The organism is Leeia speluncae, from assembly GCF_020564625.1.
Lineage (GTDB): Bacteria > Pseudomonadota > Gammaproteobacteria > Burkholderiales > Leeiaceae > Leeia > Leeia speluncae.
The window spans coordinates 34,180-52,585 of sequence record NZ_JAJBZT010000007.1; the positions used below are offsets into that span (position 1 = coordinate 34,180).

General features: G+C 43.7%; 14 protein-coding genes. 7 read left to right on the plus strand and 7 right to left on the minus strand.

Annotated elements, in window-relative coordinates; all coding sequences use genetic code 11:
- Window positions 1–45: 45 nt before the first annotated feature.
- Window positions 46–1,227, plus strand: coding sequence for an iron-containing alcohol dehydrogenase (locus LIN78_RS12915; protein ID WP_227181259.1), 1,182 nt, complete (start codon window positions 46–48; stop codon window positions 1,225–1,227).
- Window positions 1,228–1,240: 13 nt separating this feature from the next.
- A complete protein-coding gene (locus tag LIN78_RS12920) occupies window positions 1,241–2,404 on the plus strand; it encodes a methyl-accepting chemotaxis protein (RefSeq protein WP_227181260.1) in 1,164 nt (387 codons plus the stop codon).
- Window positions 2,405–2,454: 50 nt separating this feature from the next.
- On the opposite strand, the gene ettA is transcribed toward LIN78_RS12920, so the two are convergent.
- Complete coding sequence (ettA, locus tag LIN78_RS12925; protein ID WP_227181402.1) at window positions 2,455–4,125, minus strand: energy-dependent translational throttle protein EttA; 1,671 nt, start codon at window positions 4,123–4,125, stop codon at window positions 2,455–2,457.
- A gap of 216 nt (window positions 4,126–4,341) precedes the next feature.
- On the opposite strand from ettA, the gene LIN78_RS12930 reads away from it, so the two are divergent.
- Window positions 4,342–5,145, plus strand: coding sequence for a substrate-binding periplasmic protein (locus LIN78_RS12930; protein WP_227181261.1), 804 nt, complete (start codon window positions 4,342–4,344; stop codon window positions 5,143–5,145).
- A gap of 28 nt (window positions 5,146–5,173) precedes the next feature.
- Here LIN78_RS12930 and LIN78_RS12935 read toward each other — a convergent pair whose 3' ends face one another.
- The 4 genes from LIN78_RS12935 to pap form a co-directional block, all read right to left on the minus strand.
- Entirely contained in the window at window positions 5,174–6,004 is an 831-nt protein-coding gene (locus tag LIN78_RS12935) for a lytic transglycosylase domain-containing protein (protein ID WP_227181262.1), read from the minus strand.
- A 94-nt stretch (window positions 6,005–6,098) separates the two neighbouring features.
- Window positions 6,099–6,965, minus strand: coding sequence for a DMT family transporter (locus tag LIN78_RS12940; RefSeq protein WP_227181263.1), 867 nt, complete (start codon window positions 6,963–6,965; stop codon window positions 6,099–6,101).
- A 69-nt stretch (window positions 6,966–7,034) separates the two neighbouring features.
- Window positions 7,035–7,904 (minus strand): formyltetrahydrofolate deformylase, encoded by an 870-nt coding sequence (gene purU / locus LIN78_RS12945; RefSeq protein WP_227181264.1) that lies wholly within the window; start codon window positions 7,902–7,904, stop codon window positions 7,035–7,037.
- Between the two features lie 145 nt (window positions 7,905–8,049).
- Window positions 8,050–9,546: a polyphosphate:AMP phosphotransferase gene (gene pap / locus LIN78_RS12950; RefSeq protein ID WP_227181265.1), complete on the minus strand. Its 1,497-nt coding sequence runs from the start codon at window positions 9,544–9,546 to the stop codon at window positions 8,050–8,052.
- Window positions 9,547–10,113: 567 nt separating this feature from the next.
- Between pap and LIN78_RS12955 the strand changes: the two genes are divergently transcribed.
- From LIN78_RS12955 to LIN78_RS12965, 3 genes are all read left to right on the plus strand, one after another.
- Entirely contained in the window at window positions 10,114–11,115 is a 1,002-nt protein-coding gene (locus tag LIN78_RS12955) for a 4-hydroxyproline epimerase (protein WP_227181266.1), read from the plus strand.
- A 1-nt stretch (window position 11,116) separates the two neighbouring features.
- Complete coding sequence (locus LIN78_RS12960; protein ID WP_227181267.1) at window positions 11,117–12,367, plus strand: NAD(P)/FAD-dependent oxidoreductase; 1,251 nt, start codon at window positions 11,117–11,119, stop codon at window positions 12,365–12,367.
- 72 nt (window positions 12,368–12,439) lie between these two features.
- Window positions 12,440–13,570 (plus strand): branched-chain amino acid ABC transporter substrate-binding protein, encoded by a 1,131-nt coding sequence (locus LIN78_RS12965; protein ID WP_227181268.1) that lies wholly within the window; start codon window positions 12,440–12,442, stop codon window positions 13,568–13,570.
- Window positions 13,571–13,688: 118 nt separating this feature from the next.
- On the opposite strand, the gene LIN78_RS12970 is transcribed toward LIN78_RS12965, so the two are convergent.
- Window positions 13,689–15,614 carry a bifunctional diguanylate cyclase/phosphodiesterase gene (locus LIN78_RS12970; RefSeq protein WP_227181269.1) on the minus strand — a complete coding sequence of 642 codons (1,926 nt, stop codon included), beginning with the start codon at window positions 15,612–15,614 and terminating at the stop codon, window positions 13,689–13,691.
- Between the two features lie 12 nt (window positions 15,615–15,626).
- Window positions 15,627–16,316, minus strand: a complete 690-nt coding sequence (locus LIN78_RS12975; RefSeq protein ID WP_227181270.1) for a transglutaminase-like cysteine peptidase — start codon at window positions 16,314–16,316, stop codon at window positions 15,627–15,629.
- Between the two features lie 263 nt (window positions 16,317–16,579).
- Here LIN78_RS12975 and LIN78_RS12980 point away from each other — a divergent pair, with 263 nt between their 5' ends.
- Window positions 16,580–18,385: a TolC family outer membrane protein gene (locus LIN78_RS12980; protein ID WP_227181271.1), complete on the plus strand. Its 1,806-nt coding sequence runs from the start codon at window positions 16,580–16,582 to the stop codon at window positions 18,383–18,385.
- The last annotated feature ends 21 nt before the right edge of the window (window positions 18,386–18,406 follow it).

Below are 18,406 nucleotides of genomic sequence, written 5' to 3' on the forward strand. Positions count from 1 at the left end.
TTCCCTTTTTTCTTTCAGATGACGCACTCTCTATGCGAGTACCCAATGAATACAATTAATTACTGGAATTACCCAACGGAAATATATAGTGGCAGCGGTGCAATTGCTGAGTTACTGCCTTTTTGTCAGTTACAAGGCTACCAACACATTCTGATCGTTACGGATCAAGGAATCACCAAGCTCGGGCATGTTTCTTCGCTTTACGCTGCTTTAGTAGCTGCAGGTAAAGTGGTGACCGTGTTTGATCAAGTAGAAAGTAACCCTAGTACGGATAATGTCGCGCTTGGTGTGAAGACGTATGCGGAACACCCACAAGACGTGATAATTGCTTTAGGCGGTGGTAGTGTTTTAGATGCTGCCAAAGCCATTTCACTTGTCGCAGCAGATCCAAACGGTCTAGAAAATTTTGATTGGAATGTCGCCTTTCATCGTTACCCGACGCTCAGCAGCTTTCCAAAGCTTGCGATCACCCCATTAATTATGGTGCCAACGACAGCAGGAACAGGGTCTGAACTGAGCCGAGAGGCGGTCATCACCAATGCAGTCGATCATGTTAAGCATGTAATTACCCATCAAGGGCTATTAGCGAAAGCGGTCTTTTTAGATCCAGATCTCACCGTTGCGTTGCCTGCTCACCTAACGGCTGCTACAGGGGTAGATGCGCTTACTCACCATCTAGAAGCCTATTTCTCACCATTAAATCACCCCATGTCTTCTGGTATTGCCTTAGAGGGGATTCGTTTAATCGCTCAACATCTACCACTAGCAGTAGCTGAACCCACTAACTTAGTGGCTAGAGAAAACATGCTTGTCGCTTCGGCGATGGCGGCTGTTGCGTTTCAAAAAGGCTTGGGTGGCGTGCATGCCTTAGCGCATGCATTAGGCGGGCGCTATAAAAAGCATCACGGATTATTAAACGCAATTTTGCTACCTTATGTATTAAAAGCGAACGCAGCCACCATCGCCGATAAAGTAGCGCCAGTCAATGCCGTATTAGGGTTATCTGGTTCAACGCTCGACCATTTATTAGATTGGGTACTTACCTTTAGACAGCAACTTTCTATTCCACATTCACTCGCTGAAATTGGTATCGAATCAGTAGAAGGCGCGCTAATTGGCCAACATGCCGCTGCGGATACTTCGTCGGCAGATACGAATCCAATCGCCTTTACCGCAGAGGAATATGAAGCGATTTTCTTGCATGCAGTTGCTGGCGTCTTGGTGTGAGGCGAGAGGGAAGATGAAACCAACCGCATTAACTCGTCTTATCTTCGTTGTCTTGATCGTCATCACACTGGGGGTGGTGGCATATGCGCTTAAGCATGCACTGCCACAAGCCCATATTCTCGTCTTGCTCGGGCTACTAGGCCCCATTTGGATCGCTTTATTTTCGCTGTCTACCTTGGCGAACAAGCAACCAACTGACGTGGATCATTTATGCTCGCCCATCGAAGCCTTTAATGAAGGTTTGGATGTGACCAAGCGAGTATCAATCAGTACCGCTAACTGGATGTCTCCGATTGCAAATGCCATTAATCAAATGCTATCTGGTCTTCAAAGTAATATCGCCTCTGATTATCAACTAGCGAAACAAGGAACTGATAGAGCGCGAGAAATGGTGGATACGGTGACAGATCTCCAAGACACCATTTCTCAACAATATCATTCCGCTAATACCCTAAGCGAAACCGCCACGCAATTAACGGAAGCCATCCGACTAACCGCTGCACAGTCGCAATCTTCTAAACAATTGGCAGAACAAGCGGGTGAACTTGCTCAAGCGAGTTCCACCACTATTACCCAGACGATTGCCGATATTCGCGATATCTCACAGTTTGTTGCCTCAGCGGGTAATCAAATTCGCCAACTAGAAGCACAAAGCGAGCAAGTGAATCAGGTTGTGCAAGTTATTCGTGAAGTGGCGGAACAAACTAATTTGCTCGCTTTAAATGCTGCTATTGAAGCCGCGCGGGCAGGGGAGCAAGGGCGTGGTTTTGCCGTGGTTGCAGATGAAGTCAGAAAATTGGCAGAACGCACAGCAACGTCAACCAAGCAAATTGCAATCACCATTCAGGAGATTCGCTCTAGAGCGGAAGCGGCAGTCAAAGACATGTCCGCTGCAGAATCGCGGGTGAGTGCAGGTGTTAGCCGTGCTGACGATGCCGACCAAGCGATGCAGCAAATTCAATCGTCTAGCAGTCAGATTGTGGAAGAAATCAGAACGGTTTCTTCTTTGCTTACTCAGCAAGATGAAACTAGCCGGTTAATGGATTCACATCTAAATCAACTTGTGACACTGGCAGGAAAAGCAGATCAAGCTGCTGTATTACTTGCTAAAGGTGCTAATGAAATGCACCAGTTAGCAGCAGAGCAGCAAGCTGTTTTAGTAAAATATCAGTTCTAAACGAAAAAATGCCACCCGAGGGTGGCATTTCTTTTAAGCTAATCAGCAGCTTACCGGCTAATTGGCTTGTAGCGAATACGCTTCGGTTTAGCACCTTCTTCACCCAAACGCTTCTTCTTATCTGCTTCGTACTCTTGGTAGTTACCATCAAAGAAGGTCCACTGAGAGTTGCCTTCCGCAGCCAAGATATGGGTGGCAATACGGTCTAGGAACCAGCGATCATGGCTAATCACAAACACTGTACCCGCAAACTCAAGCAATGCATCTTCCAATGCACGTAAGGTTTCCACGTCAAGATCGTTTGATGGTTCATCTAGTAGTAATACGTTGCCGCCTTTTAGCAGTGTTTTTGCTAAGTGTAGACGTCCACGTTCACCACCAGACAACATACCAACTTTCTTTTGCTGATCGCCGCCTTTGAAGTTAAAGCGGCCCAAGTAAGCACGGCTGCTCATCTCGAACTTACCCACGGTGATCAGTTCGTGGCCTTCGGATACATCTTCAAACACGGTTTTATCGGCAGTTAGGCCTTCGCGAGACTGCTCGACAAAGGCCATTTGTGCTGTTTGGCCAATTTCAACCGTACCGCTATCTGGCTGTTCTTTGCCCGCAATCATCTTAAATAGGGTCGATTTACCCGCACCGTTAGGGCCGATAATACCGACGATCGCGCCAGCAGGGACCGAGAACGACAAGTTGTCGATCAGTAGGCGCTCACCAAACGCTTTAGACACGTTAGTAAAATCGATCACCTTATCGCCTAGGCGCTCAGCCACAGGGATAAAGATCTCTTGAGTTTCGTTACGTTTCTGGTATTCGAACGAATTTAGCTCTTCAAAGCGGGCAATACGTGCTTTCGATTTCGCCTGACGTGCTTTAGGGTTCTGACGTACCCATTCCAACTCTTTGTTCAGGGCTTTTTGGCGCGCAGATTCTTGTGATTCTTCTTGTTTTAGACGGGCTTCTTTTTGCTCTAGCCAGCTAGAGTAATTGCCTTTCCAAGGAATACCATGTCCACGGTCTAGTTCCAGAATCCATTCCGCCGCGTTATCTAAGAAGTAACGATCGTGAGTAACCGCTACCACTGTACCTGGGAAACGAACTAAGAATTGCTCCAACCATTCCACAGATTCTGCATCCAAGTGGTTAGTTGGTTCGTCAAGTAGCAGCATATCTGGCTTAGATAGTAGCAATTTACATAGCGCTACACGGCGCTTTTCACCACCAGATAGGTGTTCAATTTTTGCATCCCACTCAGGTAGGCGTAGTGCATCTGCTGCAATCTCTAGCTGCAACTCGGCATTGTCACCGGCACCTGCTGCAATGATCGCTTCTAAGCGTGCTTGTTCTTCCGCGAGCTTGTCAAAGTCTGCGTCAGGGTCTGCATAAGCGGCGTAAACTTCGTCCAGTTTTTTCTGTGCATCGAAAACTTCTCCCATGCCAGATTCAACTTCTTCACGTACAGTCTTCGCTGGGTCTAGCTCTGGCTCCTGCGGTAGATAGCCGATTTTTACACCTGGCTGCCACTGTACTTCGCCTTCAAATTCTTTTTCTACACCAGCCATGATTCTCAGCACGGTAGATTTGCCTGAGCCGTTCAGACCCAATAGACCAATCTTGGCACCAGGGAAGAAAGACAAAGAAATATCTTTAATAATTTGCCGTTTTGGCGGAACAACTTTGCTCACGCGGAGCATAGACATTACGTATTGAGCCATGATGAATTAGGTTTTCCTAGTATTCAGCGAGTAAATAAATTTAACCCTCATATTCTACACCAACACTAAACAATAGACATGTTTCCCTTCTCTCGCTTAAGATACTTCCTGCCGTGAAAAAAATATAATAATGTGCAGTCAGTTGCACAGTATCTAATAATAAAAAAACCAGATTGTTTCTATGTTTTCAATTGGTTGATAAAAAATACAAGGTATGTCATGGGCATTCGAATTGGGGGTTGTTTAGTCGGGTTTATGCTGTTTAGCTTTCTAAGCTTTTTTTCAGCAGATGTTTTTGCAAGTACCAACCAAACCATCGTTTTATCAGCGGACGAATGGTGTCCTTATAATTGCCATCCAAATACCGATACTCCGGGTATCTTAGTTGAATTAGCAAAAGCTGCATGGAAGCCACTTGGCTATGATGTGGACTATCAGGTGTTGCCGTGGGCGCGAGCCAAATTGCAAGCTATCCAGTCTAGTAATATTGGTTTATTGGGGGCGGGCAGAGGCTTAGATGAACAACAGTTTATTTACGGTAAAGTCCCACCGCTGGTATCGCCATTTTGCTTCTTTACGAAACCATCTTTAACTTGGAGTTTTTATGGCGTAAAAGCGCTAGAGCCTATACGTTTAGGCACCGCTTATGGTTATAACTATGATGGTGAAGTAGGTATCTACGTCAAAAATGGCTTGGCTTCAAATAGCAAATTTGTTGATGCCAGCATGGGAGATTTACCTGCCAATCAAAACTTCGATAAATTGCAAGCAGACCGCTTAGATGTGGTACTTGAAGATCGCTTGGTGTCCCAGTACATCGCCGCTCAGAGGCAACCAAAATTAAAAATTAGGGAAGCTGGTTGTATCGTGGCAGATGACACCATTTACTTGGTGCTTCCTAAGAAAATGAAAAATGCCGAAAAATTAATGTCGGCACTAGATAGCTATATTACGCAATCCAGACAAGATGGCCGCTTTGCAAAGCTATTACAAAAATACGGCATCTTTGTGAAAGGGTATTAGTCGTTTTTTGTATCTACCAATAAGGGCATCACATCAGCTTGCTTGGCGGTTGCGCCATTTTTTTCTGGTGCTGCGATTTTGGATAATAGCGTAACACCTTAGCAACGTAGTCTTGTGTTTCTTTATAAGGTGGCACACCTTTATATTTATCTACCGCGCCTTCTCCCGCATTATACGCTGCGGCAACTAGCTCAACATTGCCATTGTATCGGTCTAATAGCCAGCGCAAATAACGCACGCCACCTTTTACATTTTGGCTAGCATTGTACGCATTGCGGACATTAAAACGCTCTGCAGTCGCTGGGATCAATTGCATGAGTCCTTGCGCGTTCGCATTCGACGTTGCTTGCACGTTAAAGTTAGACTCTACACTGACAATAGATAAGGCTAATCGAGGATCTACATCGTTCCATCTTGCTACCTGCTGAACCATTTCTACAATCCAGCGTTTATCTTTTGGTAACTTGGCTAATTGGCCTTCTAGTGTTGGGCCTGGCTTGAGTGGGTTTTTCGGGGGGAGTGAATCAGCCAGCACGCAACCCGGCAGTTTATCCGATCCAAAATGAATCGTTTCTAGCATATTTACCGCTTCTTGGTGACCTTGCTGTGCGGCAATAGCGAGTAATGATGCAGCTGCATCTCTATCTTCAGGAACGCCTTGCCCAAAAGCAAATAGCATCGCCAAACGATATTGTGCTTCGGTTGATCCACTTCGTGCTGCCGTACAGTATTTTACCGCTGCTTTCCATGGATCGGATGTTTCTAGACGCGTCGCTTCGAGCAACCAAGATTGTTGCTGCGGAGAATCTACTTCATTTGCGTTTGCAAATGAGCAAAGAGGAAGCAGGCAAATTGACAATGCAAATCGAAATGCATTGCGACACGAAAAATACGAACGCATAAAAACGAATAAAATCAGTAGTTTACTGTTCTAAATTATAGCGAACTAAGAGTCAGTTAGCTGCTTTTTTATCTAAGGTTTTACAAAATGTTGCGATGCTGGTGGTTAGTAAGATAATTGCCGCACCAATCATCGTCATCAAAGGTAGAGATTCTTTTAGTAATAGCCAAGCCAACAAAATGCCGTAAACGGGTTCTAACATCGCCGTTAAGCTGGCTAATCTAGCGGAAATTTTCTTTAAACTGTAAAGAAATAAGCAGTGTGAAAGTGCGGTGAAAATTACCCCTAACCCAGCTAGCAAAAGCCATTCTTTACTGGTTAAAGACACAGGATAATCAATAAATGGCAGCAACACTAAGCAGGCGATTAAATTTTGCTGCCATGCTAAGAGTTGTGCATCATGAGACTCTCCAAACCAACGATTGGCAATGACTAACAGCGCAAAAGTTAATCCAGACAATATCCCCCAGAGTAAACCAGCCAAGCTATGAGCATCCCACTCTGCTCCTTGCAGCATAAAGAACATACCAATCATCACGGCAACAGCGGCAATAAGATCGCTTCGGAATCTTTTTTCTTTAAATATCCAAGGTTCTAAAAAGGCTACGAATAGTGGAAAACTCGCAAAACCCATTAAGCCAATCGCAACCGAGGCACTCTGAACCGCAGCAAAGAAACTCACCCAATGTAAGGCAAGTAGACCGCCGGTTAACCAAATGTGCTTGGGTAATAATTGGTGTGACGTGCCATTTTTCTTGCCAAATACAATGGGGCTTAAGCTTAGGGTGGCAAAAAAGGTTCGACCGACGACTAACAGGAGTGGCGAAATAGCAATGAGTTTACCCAATACACCTGCCGCACCAAAAAGAAAAACGGCAATGTGTAAAGATGCAAAATAGGGGAGAAGAGATAAGGTCATGATGTCATGCTAGCGTGAAGTAATCTGATGGAGCAATACTTTCACGCTAGCAATTGAAGACATTCTAAATTAACGCAGCACGACAGTACGTGAGTCATTCATGAATACGCGGCGTTCCAAGTGGAATTTTACTGCTCGTGAAAGGGCTAAGCATTCCATATCACGTCCTGTTGTTAGTAACTGTTCAGGACGATGAGAATGGTCTACACGCTCTACTACTTGTTCAATGATTGGACCTTCATCCAAATCATCAGTGACATAGTGAGCCGTTGCACCGATCAACTTCACTCCACGTGCATGTGCTTGGTGATAAGGCTTCGCCCCTTTAAAACCAGGTAGGAATGAGTGGTGAATATTAATCGCTTTACCAGATAATTTAGCGGATAGCTCTGGAGACAGTACCTGCATGTAACGTGCAAGCACCACTAATTCAGATTGTGTTTCTTCAATAATCTTAATAACAGCAGCTTCTTGCTCAGGCTTTGTATCTGCCGTGATTGGGAAGTGGTAGTACGGGATGCCGTAATTATCTGCTATTGGTTTTAGATCTGGATGGTTTGAAACCACAGCTGTGACATCCATTTCTAGATCGCCCATTTTCCAGCGGTACAGCAAATCATTCAGACAATGGTCTAGCTTAGAAACCATCAGCAATACTTTGGCTTTTGCTGCGCTAGAGCGGATATCCCATTCCATTTCAAACTTTTCACCAATCGGTGCGAAGTCTTTTTTCAGCTCAACCACATTTGGCTCTTCTTTGCTAAGCAAATGAAAAACGCAGCGTACAAAAAAACGCTGGGTATCTTCATCATCGAAGACGGCAATTTCATCAATATAACAGCCGCGCTGATCTAAAAATTGAGAGACAGCAGCGACTTGTCCAGCTGCGCTAGGACAAGTAAAAGAGAGGATCATTTTGTGGCGGGTGGGAGTAGTCATGTCTGGGACATCCTGTTCTTGTGTATGTCTGACATAGACTATGGAAGTCGTATTTCTGCAACTGATAAAATCCGCCAGCTTTTGGTGGTTTTCTGACATTCTTCTATTTTGATAGGTCAGAAAACCACATTTCTAAGGAGTTTGATTAGTCGTCTAACTTGCAGCCCAACGCTTTACTGACACGTTCTACAATAGTTTTAATGATTTTGATTCTCGCAAAATATTTGTTGTTGGCTTCAACAAGCGTCCAAGGGGCAACATCTGTACTCGTACGATCAATCATGTCGCATACAGCAATCTGATAATTTTGCCATTTCTCTCTATTTCGCCAGTCTTCATCTGTAATTTTAAAGCGCTTATAGCCTAAATTTTCCCGGCTTTTAAATCGTTTTAATTGTTCATCTTTGCTAATGGTTAGCCAAAACTTCACCATAATGACGCCATCGTCTAATAGTTGTCCTTCGAAGTCATTGATTTCTTCATAAGCACGCATCCAATCTGCTTCAGAACAGAAACCTTCAACACGTTCAACTAGCACACGCCCGTACCAAGATCGATCAAAAATAGTAATGTCACCATGCTTCGGTACATGTTTCCAAAAGCGCCATAACCACGGTTGGCGACGTTCATCCTCGCTAGGAGCTGCAATCGGGATAATGCGATACTGCCTAGCATCTAATGCGGCAGTAACACGACGAATGCTACCCCCTTTGCCTGCTGCATCGTTTCCTTCAAAGACCATTGCAATTGCATGGTGTTTAAAGTTGGGGTGTCTAGTCAGTAGGTTTAGCTTGCCTTGCCACTTTTCTAATTCAACTTCATAGGTTTTCTTATCCATTACCTGATCAAGATTCAGAGTGTCTAAGATGTGGAGATTATCAATTGGCGGCAAAATTGGCGGTGCTTCAATGCGCTGTTCAGTGATTTGAGATTTACTTAAGTGCTCTTTCACGCGATATAAAATCTGCTGAGCAACGGTCATGCTTCTATATGCCTCGTCTTCACCTTCCACGACTACCCACGGCGCTTCAAATGAGCTCGTCTGGCGCAGTACACGCTCAGATACTTTTCGATATTCGTTGTATAGCTTAAAGTTTTCCCAATCATGATCAGAAACGCGCCAGCGGGTGAGAGGGTTTTTTTCTAATTCTTTTAGTCTATTTTTTTGTTGATCTTTAGATAAGTGAAACCAGAACTTCAGAATTAAAGCACCTTCATGCACCAATAGCTTTTCAAACCGTACAATTTCATTAATGTGTGCGGCAAGATGTTCATCATCTTGATTATCGCGAACATAGTTATCAATCGGGTCGGTGTACCAAGATCCAAACAAAATGCCAATTCGACCCTTTGGTGGGAGAGATTGCCAATAACGCCACATGCGAGGCTTTTGTTTTTCATCTTCATTTGGACGGGAAAATGCGTGTGTATCTATTAGACGAGGGTCCATCCAGCTATTTAATAGATTGACGGTTTCCCCTTTGCCCGCACCATCTACCCCATTGATTAAGATCACTACAGGGAAATGTCCACGTTCTTTTAGTTCGTATTGAAGTTCAAGCAAGCTTTCGCGAAGGGCAGGTGCGGCTTTCCTGAACTCATCTTTGCTAATACGGTGACCAATTTCAGCGCTTTCGAACATATGGCTTCTCCTTGTAATGGCAAAAGACTAGATGCCAATGACAAGAATGTCAAAATCAAAGCGCAAAGACTTGTTGGAAAATGAAAAGTGAAGTTGGGTGTTTTGCGGGCTAATTATGTAATTAGACTAGATGTATGAATAATTCTGAGGCGTATAGACAAAAAAATAGCGCAGTCAAAGACTGCGCTGCAAACTCCAAAGGAGAAAAGAGGAGACACTATCAAGTGCCGAAATGAATCGGCGCTTGACGGTTCCCATTATGCACAGTGAGAAATGCCTTTGCAAGTGTTTTGTATGAGAAAAAAGAAAGTATTTCGTGAGCAAAGTAGTTGTACGTAGTATTTGTTGTAAAACTACATAATTTGCACAGTAATTATTTCATTTGTTTGTAGTTGGAAAGCAAGATGGAAGATGGGATAAGCAAGAGCAAAAAGATATGATTGGTAATATTGTATACAATATACTTTTCGTGTAGGGTAGCACCTATCCACACAGATTAGCACACTGCAAACATTCACGTAGGGTTGTCACCTGCAAAAATGAACAGCAATTAAAAGAGGAATAGAAATGGGACGTTACACCTATCACTGTATCGACGGTCATACCTGCGGTAATCCTGTTCGTTTGGTTGTTAGTGGTCATCCTCCTTTAGAAGGTAAGGATCAAGGTGAAAGACGTTTACATTTCCTAAAAGAATTTGATTGGATTCGTAAAGGGCTAATGTTTGAGCCACGTGGTCATTCACAAATGTCGGGCGGTTTCTTGTACCCTGCAACTCGGCCAGATTGTGACATTGCGGTGCTATATATCGAGACGAGTGGTTGTCTTCCAATGTGTGGTCACGGCACCATCGGCATCGTTACATTTGCTATTGAAAAAGGCCTAGTGACACCAGCAACACCAGGTGTGCTACGCCTAGAAACGCCAGCCGGATTAGTGGTGGCAGAGTACAAGATGGATGGTGAGTACGTGAAGTCGGTGAAAATCACCAATGTCCCATCGTTCTTATTTAAGAAAGACGTCAAAGTCACTATTCCAAAATTAGGTGAACTAACGGTCGATATTGCCTATGGCGGTAATTTTTACCCAATCGTCGAAACCCAAGCCAACTTCCGAGATATGGCGGATTACAAGCCTTCAGAATTAATCGAAATGGGGCGAGATCTTCGTCAATACATTAATGATCATTATGAAATTATTCATCCAACAGATGAAAAAATTCGTGGGGTAAGACACGTACAGTGGACTGGTCAACCTACTAAAGCGGATTCGCACGCACGAAATGCCGTGTTGTATGGTGAATCTGCAATCGATCGTTCGCCATGTGGCACCGGTACATCCGCAAGGCTTGCCCAGCGCTATGGCCGAGGATTAATCAAAGCAGGTGAATCCTTTGTTCATGAAAGTATCATCGGTAGCCAATTTATTGGTCGTATCGAAGCCGAAACAAAAGTAGGTGAACTAGATGCCATTATCCCTAGTATTGAAGGTTGGGCGGTGATTACCGGTACATCTCAGATTACCTTGGATGATAGAGATCCATATTGCCACGGGTTTGAGGTTGCTTAATATGCCTGCACGTCATGTGGCAATTGTTGGTGCGGGTATTGTCGGCTTAAGTTGTGCGTCCTATCTACGCCAAGAAGGCTATGAAGTGACGCTGATCGATGCAAAAGCGCCCGGCATGCAAACCTCTTATGGGAATGCAGGCGCATTTGCGATTAGTGACATTATGCCGCTATCAGAGCCTTCTACTTTTAGGCGTATACCCGGCTGGATGATGGATCCGCTTGGGCCATTGGCATTGCAATGGAAATATTTGCCTAAACTTGCCCCTTGGCTTGCTAGGTTTCTTTGGGCGGGACGTCCATCAAGTGTTAATTCACTAACAGAAGCCTTATCTTGGCTCTTAACTAGAGCAACCAAAGATACCGAAAAATTAGCAGCTTACGGCAATGTGGATGTGATTTGGCGTCGGAATGGCTCTCTGACCCTTTATGAGTCGGAGTCGTCACTAGCGATTGATCGGGCAAAGTGGCAAAAGCGCAGAGAGGTTGGTATTGCTTGCGAAGAAGTCTCTCGTGAGCAAATTCAACAGCTTGAACCGCATGTTAGTGAACGATACCCATATGCCGTGCATGTGCCTGGATGGTCATATGTAGATGATCCATATTTATTTAGCCTAGGCATTATCGAGCAGCTAAAAAAAGATGGTGTTAAATTTGTTCAGGCAGAAGTAAAACGCTTTTCAGTGAATACGAGTGGCAAAGTAGAGACAATTCATTTTGCAAATGGCGAAGGTTTAGCCGCTGATGAGGTGGTGATTGCCAGTGGTATTTGGTCGACTCCGTTATTGTACGGATTGGGATACCGAATTCCACTTGAAAGCGAGCGAGGGTATCACGCGACATTACCTAATGCAGGTGTTGATTTAAAGAAGTTCTTACTAGCATCTGCTGATGGTTTCGTAATTCTACCGATGGCTAACGGGGGTATAAGGGTTGCAGGTACTGTTGAATTAGCTAGTGCAACCGCCCCAGAATCATGGAAGCGGGCGCATATACTCGTAGAAAAAGCGCAACGCATTCTTCCCAAATTCAATAAAGACGGTGTAACCTATTGGATGGGTAATCGACCATCTGTTCCAGATACGATTCCCGTGATTGCCAAAGCGCCTCGTCATAGTAATGTTTATGTTGCTACTGGCCATGGACATCTTGGCTTGACGCTGGCAGCCACTACCGGTCAGTTAATTACTGATTTGGTAACCGGTCGAACCGATAGGTACCCCCAAAACACTTATCGATTAGATCGTTTCTAGCGCGGTGTGCAAGTCCTACCCCGGACTTGCATCGGAATACCGTTTTTGGGGTGTTTGAGGAGAAAAAACAGTATGAAAAGCAACAAACTCGCTATGTCCCTAATTGCTGTTGCGTTGGCAAGCACTTGCGGACTGTCGCTAGCGGATACCGTGGTTAAACTAGGTTTCGGTTCTCCATTAACTGGCCCACAAGCACACTACGGCAAAGACAACCTAAACGGCGTTCAATTGGCTGTTGATGAATTGAATGCTAAAGGCGTTGTTGTTGGTGGTCAGAAAGTTAAATTTGAAATCGTTCCAGAAGATGACCAAGCTGACCCACGTACTGGTACTCAGGTTGCTCAAAAACTGGTAGACCAGAAAGTGAACGTTGTACTAGGTCACTTCAACTCTGGTGTAACAATTCCAGCTTCAAAACTATATGCTGACGCAGGTATCCCTGAGTTGGCAGTAGCAACTAACCCACAATACCTAAAGCAAGGTTTCAAATCAGCATTCCGCTTGGTTGGTAACGATGCTTTCTTGGGTAAAGTGTTGGGCGAATACGCTGTTAAATCGCTAAAAGCAAAAAGCATTGTGATCGTTGATGATCGTACTGCTTATGGTCAAGGTTTGGCAGACGAATTCGAAAAAGCAGTGAAAGCAAATGGTGGCAAAGTTGCCCGTCGCGAATTCACAACCGACAAATCAACTGACTTCACTTCTATCTTGACCTCTATCAAGGCTAACAAGCCAGAAGTGTTGTTCTACGGTGGTGCGGATGCTCAAGCTGCGCCAATGGCAAAACAAATGCAAGCACTAGGTATTACCGCTAAGATCATGGGTGGTGATATGTTGAACACTGACAAGTTCATCGAACTTGCTGGTGGTAAGCCTGCAGAAGGTCACTTCTCTGCTGTTTCTGGCGCACCAATCGCTAAGCAACCTGGTGGTCCAGCATTCGAGAAGAAATACAAAGATAAATTCAAGCAAGACGTTGTATTGTTTGCTCCACAATTCTACGATTCAGTGTACTTAGTAGCTGAAGCAATGAAAAAAGCAAACAGTGTAGAGCCTGCAAAATTCCTACCAGCATTGAAAGCGATCAACTACAAAGGCGTATCTGGTACGTTCTCGTTTGATGCAGCTGGCGAGCCAAAAAATGCACCTGTAACTATTTACGGCGTGAAAAATGGCAAGTGGGATGTTGTTGTTGTTAAGTAATCTGATGGTCAATACCTAACGGTATTCTCAATCAAAGAAAACAGCCGGCACATGCCGGCTGTTTTTTTATTGGTATTTCCAACCCTAAGATTCAAAGGTTTAAATGTGTGAAGAAAGGTTAGTTTGTAAGATTAACAACAGGTCCGGTTAGTCCATCTAACCCAATGTCAGACAATGTTTTCCATTCGGCTTTTGTTTCAACGCGTTCCGCGTAGACTTCAATACCAACACTCTGAGCAATAGAGCAAATTGCTTTAACTAGGTTCTGGTTCCCTGCATGTAAGTCAATCTGACGGATAAAGGTGTTATCAATCTTCAAATAGTCTAGACCGATTTCATGTAGCATTGGAATCGAGTTAAAGTGTCTACCAAAGTGTTCAATTCCCAATTTGGTGCCTAGGGGGCGTACTTTTCGACTCAGCAACGTTAATGCATCTAACTCACTCTGATAGCCTTGGGTTGCTACTTCTAGCCATAAATTATTCGCTGCTTTAGGAGAGTTGCTTAGCAGTCTAGCAAGTTCATCAACAAAGCTAGCTTTCATGATGGATTCTGAAGCTAGGTTGATCGCTACCGCTTGATTATTGCTTTCGACAATCTCAATACCCAAACGAATGGTTTCAAGATCAAGGTCCGGAATAAGCCCAGCTCTGCTTGCATCAGGAATGAAGGTGCCCGCGGGAATTAGCTGACCGGTCTTAGAGTCCTTTAAACGAAGCATTAGCTCATTGTGTGCAAGTTGCCCATTAATCCGCACAACAGGGAAAGAAACGGTGGTGAAGTGTTGTGTGGATAATGCTGATTTAATCTCGTTTACCCAGTCATATCGCTGTTCGGTTTCAGTTGTTTCAATGTGATCTTTTCGAACTAGGTTTGCTCCTTGATTTTGCGCCTCGACAAGTAGTGTTTCTAAGCGCACCCAAATTTGGCTGGCAGCTTGCTGTTGCGTATACGTGGTGATGGCGATATGGCCAATATTGGCTAATGGGGCAATCCCTTGTTGGTGCAGTGTTTCTAAACTACTCATGATTTGATCTGCTAGCACAGAGGCGCTGGTCATTCTTTCTCCGGGCAGGAGAAAGCCGAAGTCAGCACCGGCCAGTTTACCCGCATGCACTTCCAAACCATCTGAATTAGTTAAGATACCTTGAATTTGTTGACCAACCGCACGAATCAATTCATCCGTTTTTTGACGGCCAATTTGTTTATTAATACTGGCAAGATCAAATAGCCGTAAAAGAAAGACTGCACCCGTATCTGGCGATTCATCATCTTTCAATGCATTTTCAACAAGGTTTTCAAAATGATTTTTATTCAGTAACCCTGTTAACGCGTCTTGGCTAACTTCATTACGTAATTGTTGAATGCGTGTGGCTTGTTCATTCAGCATGTTTTTCACACGGCTAACCATTGCATTCATGGCTTTCACCAAGCTTTTTAATTCCGGCGTTCTTGGTTCATTGATCGTAACAAATTTGTATTCACTAATGCCGTTCGCCTGTTCGACCATTTTGTCGACAGGTTGTCTTATTTTACGAATTACCAAAGAGCCAAGTAAGCCGGTAACACACCCAGTTAACATAATCCAAAGAAAGAGCTTAATCGAACCTTGCCAAAGTGCTTGGTAGGCAAACCGGGTATGGGGAATAACCGTGACGGTACCTGCTTGCATCCAACCACTGGACACTTGTGCTGTTGCTGGTGTGGTCAGAATAGGGAACATGCTAACAAACCATTCCGGCACTTTATCCGGTGCCGTCGGGTTGTTTTTTTCAACTACGACTTGCCCCTTTGTGTTGGTGAACCGAATGGTTCTGAAGTGCCCATTATCAAATAATGCGCTGACCATTAATTCGATAGTTGCCTGATCCAGTGTCTCGTGAGACATAGATAGTGCCAATGAAGAAGCATTATCGGTACTTTGTGTGAGTAACTGCTCCTCCAGATAGGTTTTTGCCGTCACCATGCTAGAGACAAAGCTTCCGATAAAAGAAACAAAAACCGATACCACAACGGTTAACCAGAGCTGTCTAAATAAAGACATAAATCACATCTCCTACTCAAAACCTTCTGCTTGCATTCGACTCACTAATTCTTTCCATTTAGAAAGTCGATCAACAGAGCCAGATGAAGCACCGGTAGCACCTGCCGCCCAAATGCCATCACTATTAAAACTAAACACTGGAATTAGATCGGGACGTCGACTAGCAGGACGAATATCACTAATTAAGTTATCTAAAACCAATGGTTCAGCATCTGGGGTTGCATAATAAGCAAGCACCATGTGTGCTTGCGTAATGTTGCTATTTGGACCACCAATTTTTGCTTTGACATAGGTAAGCCTTAACTTTTGGATGGGCATTCCCATATCTTTTAAGCTGAAATATTTAGCGATCACGAAATCTTCGCAATCCCCTGCATTTTTGCCTATCGTTTCAAGAGGGGTGGCCCAATAATCCGTCTTTCCCCATACCACGGTATCGTCAGAAAAGTTAATCCGGCGATTGAAAAAATCATTCACACTTTTTAATTTGTCTGGATCTGACTGGGTTTTTGGATCAGATAACAGAACTTTCCATTCCTGAAGCATCTTAACGCTGCTACTGCCAAATTTGCTGATGAGTGTTTTTTGCAAGCGATCAAAATCAAAGCCAAACGCATAATGTACAACAATAAGTAACGACAAAATCAGTAAATGACCCACTGGTCTTTTACTTTTTTGACGATGACTGTTGTATTTAAACATGAAATAAATGCCAATGGCCTAGATTGTTAGCTAAAATGATCCGGAAAACTTAGAAACGTAACATAATTTTACAAACCTGATTTTCATAGCAAGTATAATTCAATTTAATTTGATCGAAACTAGAGCGTTATCAAAAAGATACAACTCAAGGCTATACCAAAGTCTTAATTGTATTGGGACAAATGTATTGAGAATGGTTGTCATTTTCTAAAGTTTGAGGTTTTTTGGTCGATATTGCTCATATCTAAAAATAAGGCTTTGTCATGTTTGAGTTAAAAAAAATATCGCTAGCAATACTTACGTTAGCGATTTCGGGACAATTAACTGCTAAGCCTGTGGCGAGTTTAAAAGAAGCTGCAGAATCCGCCGTCATGACAAGTCCAGAAATATTAGCGAAATGGCATGATTATCTTGCGACTGCAGAAGAGCAGGGCGTTGCTAAAGGTGGATTTCTACCTAAAGTAAATCTAACACTAGGTGTCGGTCGTGAAAAGCAAGTTGATCCCGGTCAAGAAGATAGAACTTATAATCGTTCTGGCGGAGCAATTAGCCTCCGCCAAATGATTTTTGATGGCTTTGCAACTAGTAACCAAGTGAAACAGTTTGGGCATGCAAAGTTAGCAAAATACTATGAATTATTGGCAACGACAGATGATATTGTTTTGCAGGTCGCTAAAGCCTATTGGGATGTGCAACGTTATCGTGAACTTGTTTCATTAGCAAAAGATAACTACGCAATTCACCGCGGTATCTTCGATCAGATTGAAGATCGAGTAAAAGCGGGTGTGGGGCGTCGAGTAGACTTAGAACAAGCCTCTGGCCGTCTGGCTTTAGCGGAATCTAATTGGTTAACAGAAGAGTCAAATCTTCATGACGTTACCGTCGTTTTTCAGCGTTTAGTTGGAGAGGTTCCTGCTGATAGTTTAGCGGATGCGCCAACTTTAGCTTCTAGACTTCCTCGGCAAGCAGACGTTCTTAATAGTGCATTCTCCCACAATCCGTCATTTTTATCTGCGGTAGAGAATATTCGATCTGCAAGAGCGCAGTTGCAAGTAGCAAAAGCAAATAATTTACCTTCATTAGAATTTCGTGCGAATCACGATATTACGCGCAACCAAGATGGCGTGATTGGTAAGCACAAGACCAACGTAGTCGAGTTGGTACTTAATTACAATTTGTTTAATGGCGGTTCTGATGCTGCGCGCGGACGTCAGTATTCCGAACAGTTGAATCTTGCGCTAGACCTTCGTGACAAAGCTTGTCGGGATATTCGTCAGGTCGCCTCGATTGCTTGGAATGATGTACAGAAATTAAAAGAACAAATCGGTTATCTAGAACAGCACCAACTTTCTACCGAAAAAGCACGTGATGCATATCGTAAGCAATTTGATATCGGACAACGAACTTTGCTAGATTTGCTGGACACAGAAAATGAGTTGTTTGATGCTAAACGTTCATTGGTAAATGCGCAGTATGATTATAAGCTAGCTGAGGCAAGGGTACTTGCCTCTGGTAGCAAGCTAATGCCCGCATTGGCATTAACACCTATTACTCGTGATGCCCCAGAAGGCGTGGATAATTCCGATAGTAATGATGCAGACCGCTATACTTGTGGTGATCTACGGATGATTCCAGCTGTTCAACTGAACAAGGATAGCGTCGTCATTCCTAAATATGTATCCAACATTGCTCTTCCTGAAAATGCTGAAAAGCCAGTAAGTGTTAATCAGCAAGAACAGGTTAATAAATTCCTAAATGCATGGACTGCCGCTTGGAGTGCAGAAGACGTTAATGGCTATTTGGCTAGTTATGCAGATACATTTACCCCTGAAGCAGGGTTGAGCCGTGCACAATGGGAAAAACAACGCAAACAGCGTCTAACTAAATCCGGTGATATTGCTGTCAAGCTTGAAGACATTAAGATTGATATGGTTGATTCAACTCATGCAAATGCTCAGTTTATGCAAAAGTACGAGTCAAAATCATTTAAAGATGTTACACAGAAGAAGCTTGAGTTAATGCAAAAAGATGGAAAGTGGTTCATCAATAAAGAATCGCTTATTCAATAACGCGTGCTTCGTACTATAAAA

What these genes read in the sequence shown, in the direction of transcription:
- LIN78_RS12930 (WP_227181261.1), top strand. Translation starts at nt 4,342, where the DNA reads ATGGGCATTCGAATTGGGGGTTGTTTAGTCGGGTTTATGCTGTTTAGC.
- purU (WP_227181264.1), bottom strand. Translation starts at nt 7,904, where the DNA reads ATGACTACTCCCACCCGCCACAAAATGATCCTCTCTTTTACTTGTCCT.
- LIN78_RS12955 (WP_227181266.1), top strand. Translation starts at nt 10,114, where the DNA reads ATGGGACGTTACACCTATCACTGTATCGACGGTCATACCTGCGGTAAT.
- LIN78_RS12970 (WP_227181269.1), bottom strand. Translation starts at nt 15,614, where the DNA reads ATGTCTTTATTTAGACAGCTCTGGTTAACCGTTGTGGTATCGGTTTTT.
- LIN78_RS12975 (WP_227181270.1), bottom strand. Translation starts at nt 16,316, where the DNA reads ATGTTTAAATACAACAGTCATCGTCAAAAAAGTAAAAGACCAGTGGGT.
- LIN78_RS12965 (WP_227181268.1), top strand. Translation starts at nt 12,440, where the DNA reads ATGAAAAGCAACAAACTCGCTATGTCCCTAATTGCTGTTGCGTTGGCA.
- LIN78_RS12920 (WP_227181260.1), top strand. Translation starts at nt 1,241, where the DNA reads ATGAAACCAACCGCATTAACTCGTCTTATCTTCGTTGTCTTGATCGTC.
- pap (WP_227181265.1), bottom strand. Translation starts at nt 9,546, where the DNA reads ATGTTCGAAAGCGCTGAAATTGGTCACCGTATTAGCAAAGATGAGTTC.
- LIN78_RS12915 (WP_227181259.1), top strand. Translation starts at nt 46, where the DNA reads ATGAATACAATTAATTACTGGAATTACCCAACGGAAATATATAGTGGC.
- LIN78_RS12960 (WP_227181267.1), top strand. Translation starts at nt 11,117, where the DNA reads ATGCCTGCACGTCATGTGGCAATTGTTGGTGCGGGTATTGTCGGCTTA.
- LIN78_RS12940 (WP_227181263.1), bottom strand. Translation starts at nt 6,965, where the DNA reads ATGACCTTATCTCTTCTCCCCTATTTTGCATCTTTACACATTGCCGTT.
- LIN78_RS12980 (WP_227181271.1), top strand. Translation starts at nt 16,580, where the DNA reads ATGTTTGAGTTAAAAAAAATATCGCTAGCAATACTTACGTTAGCGATT.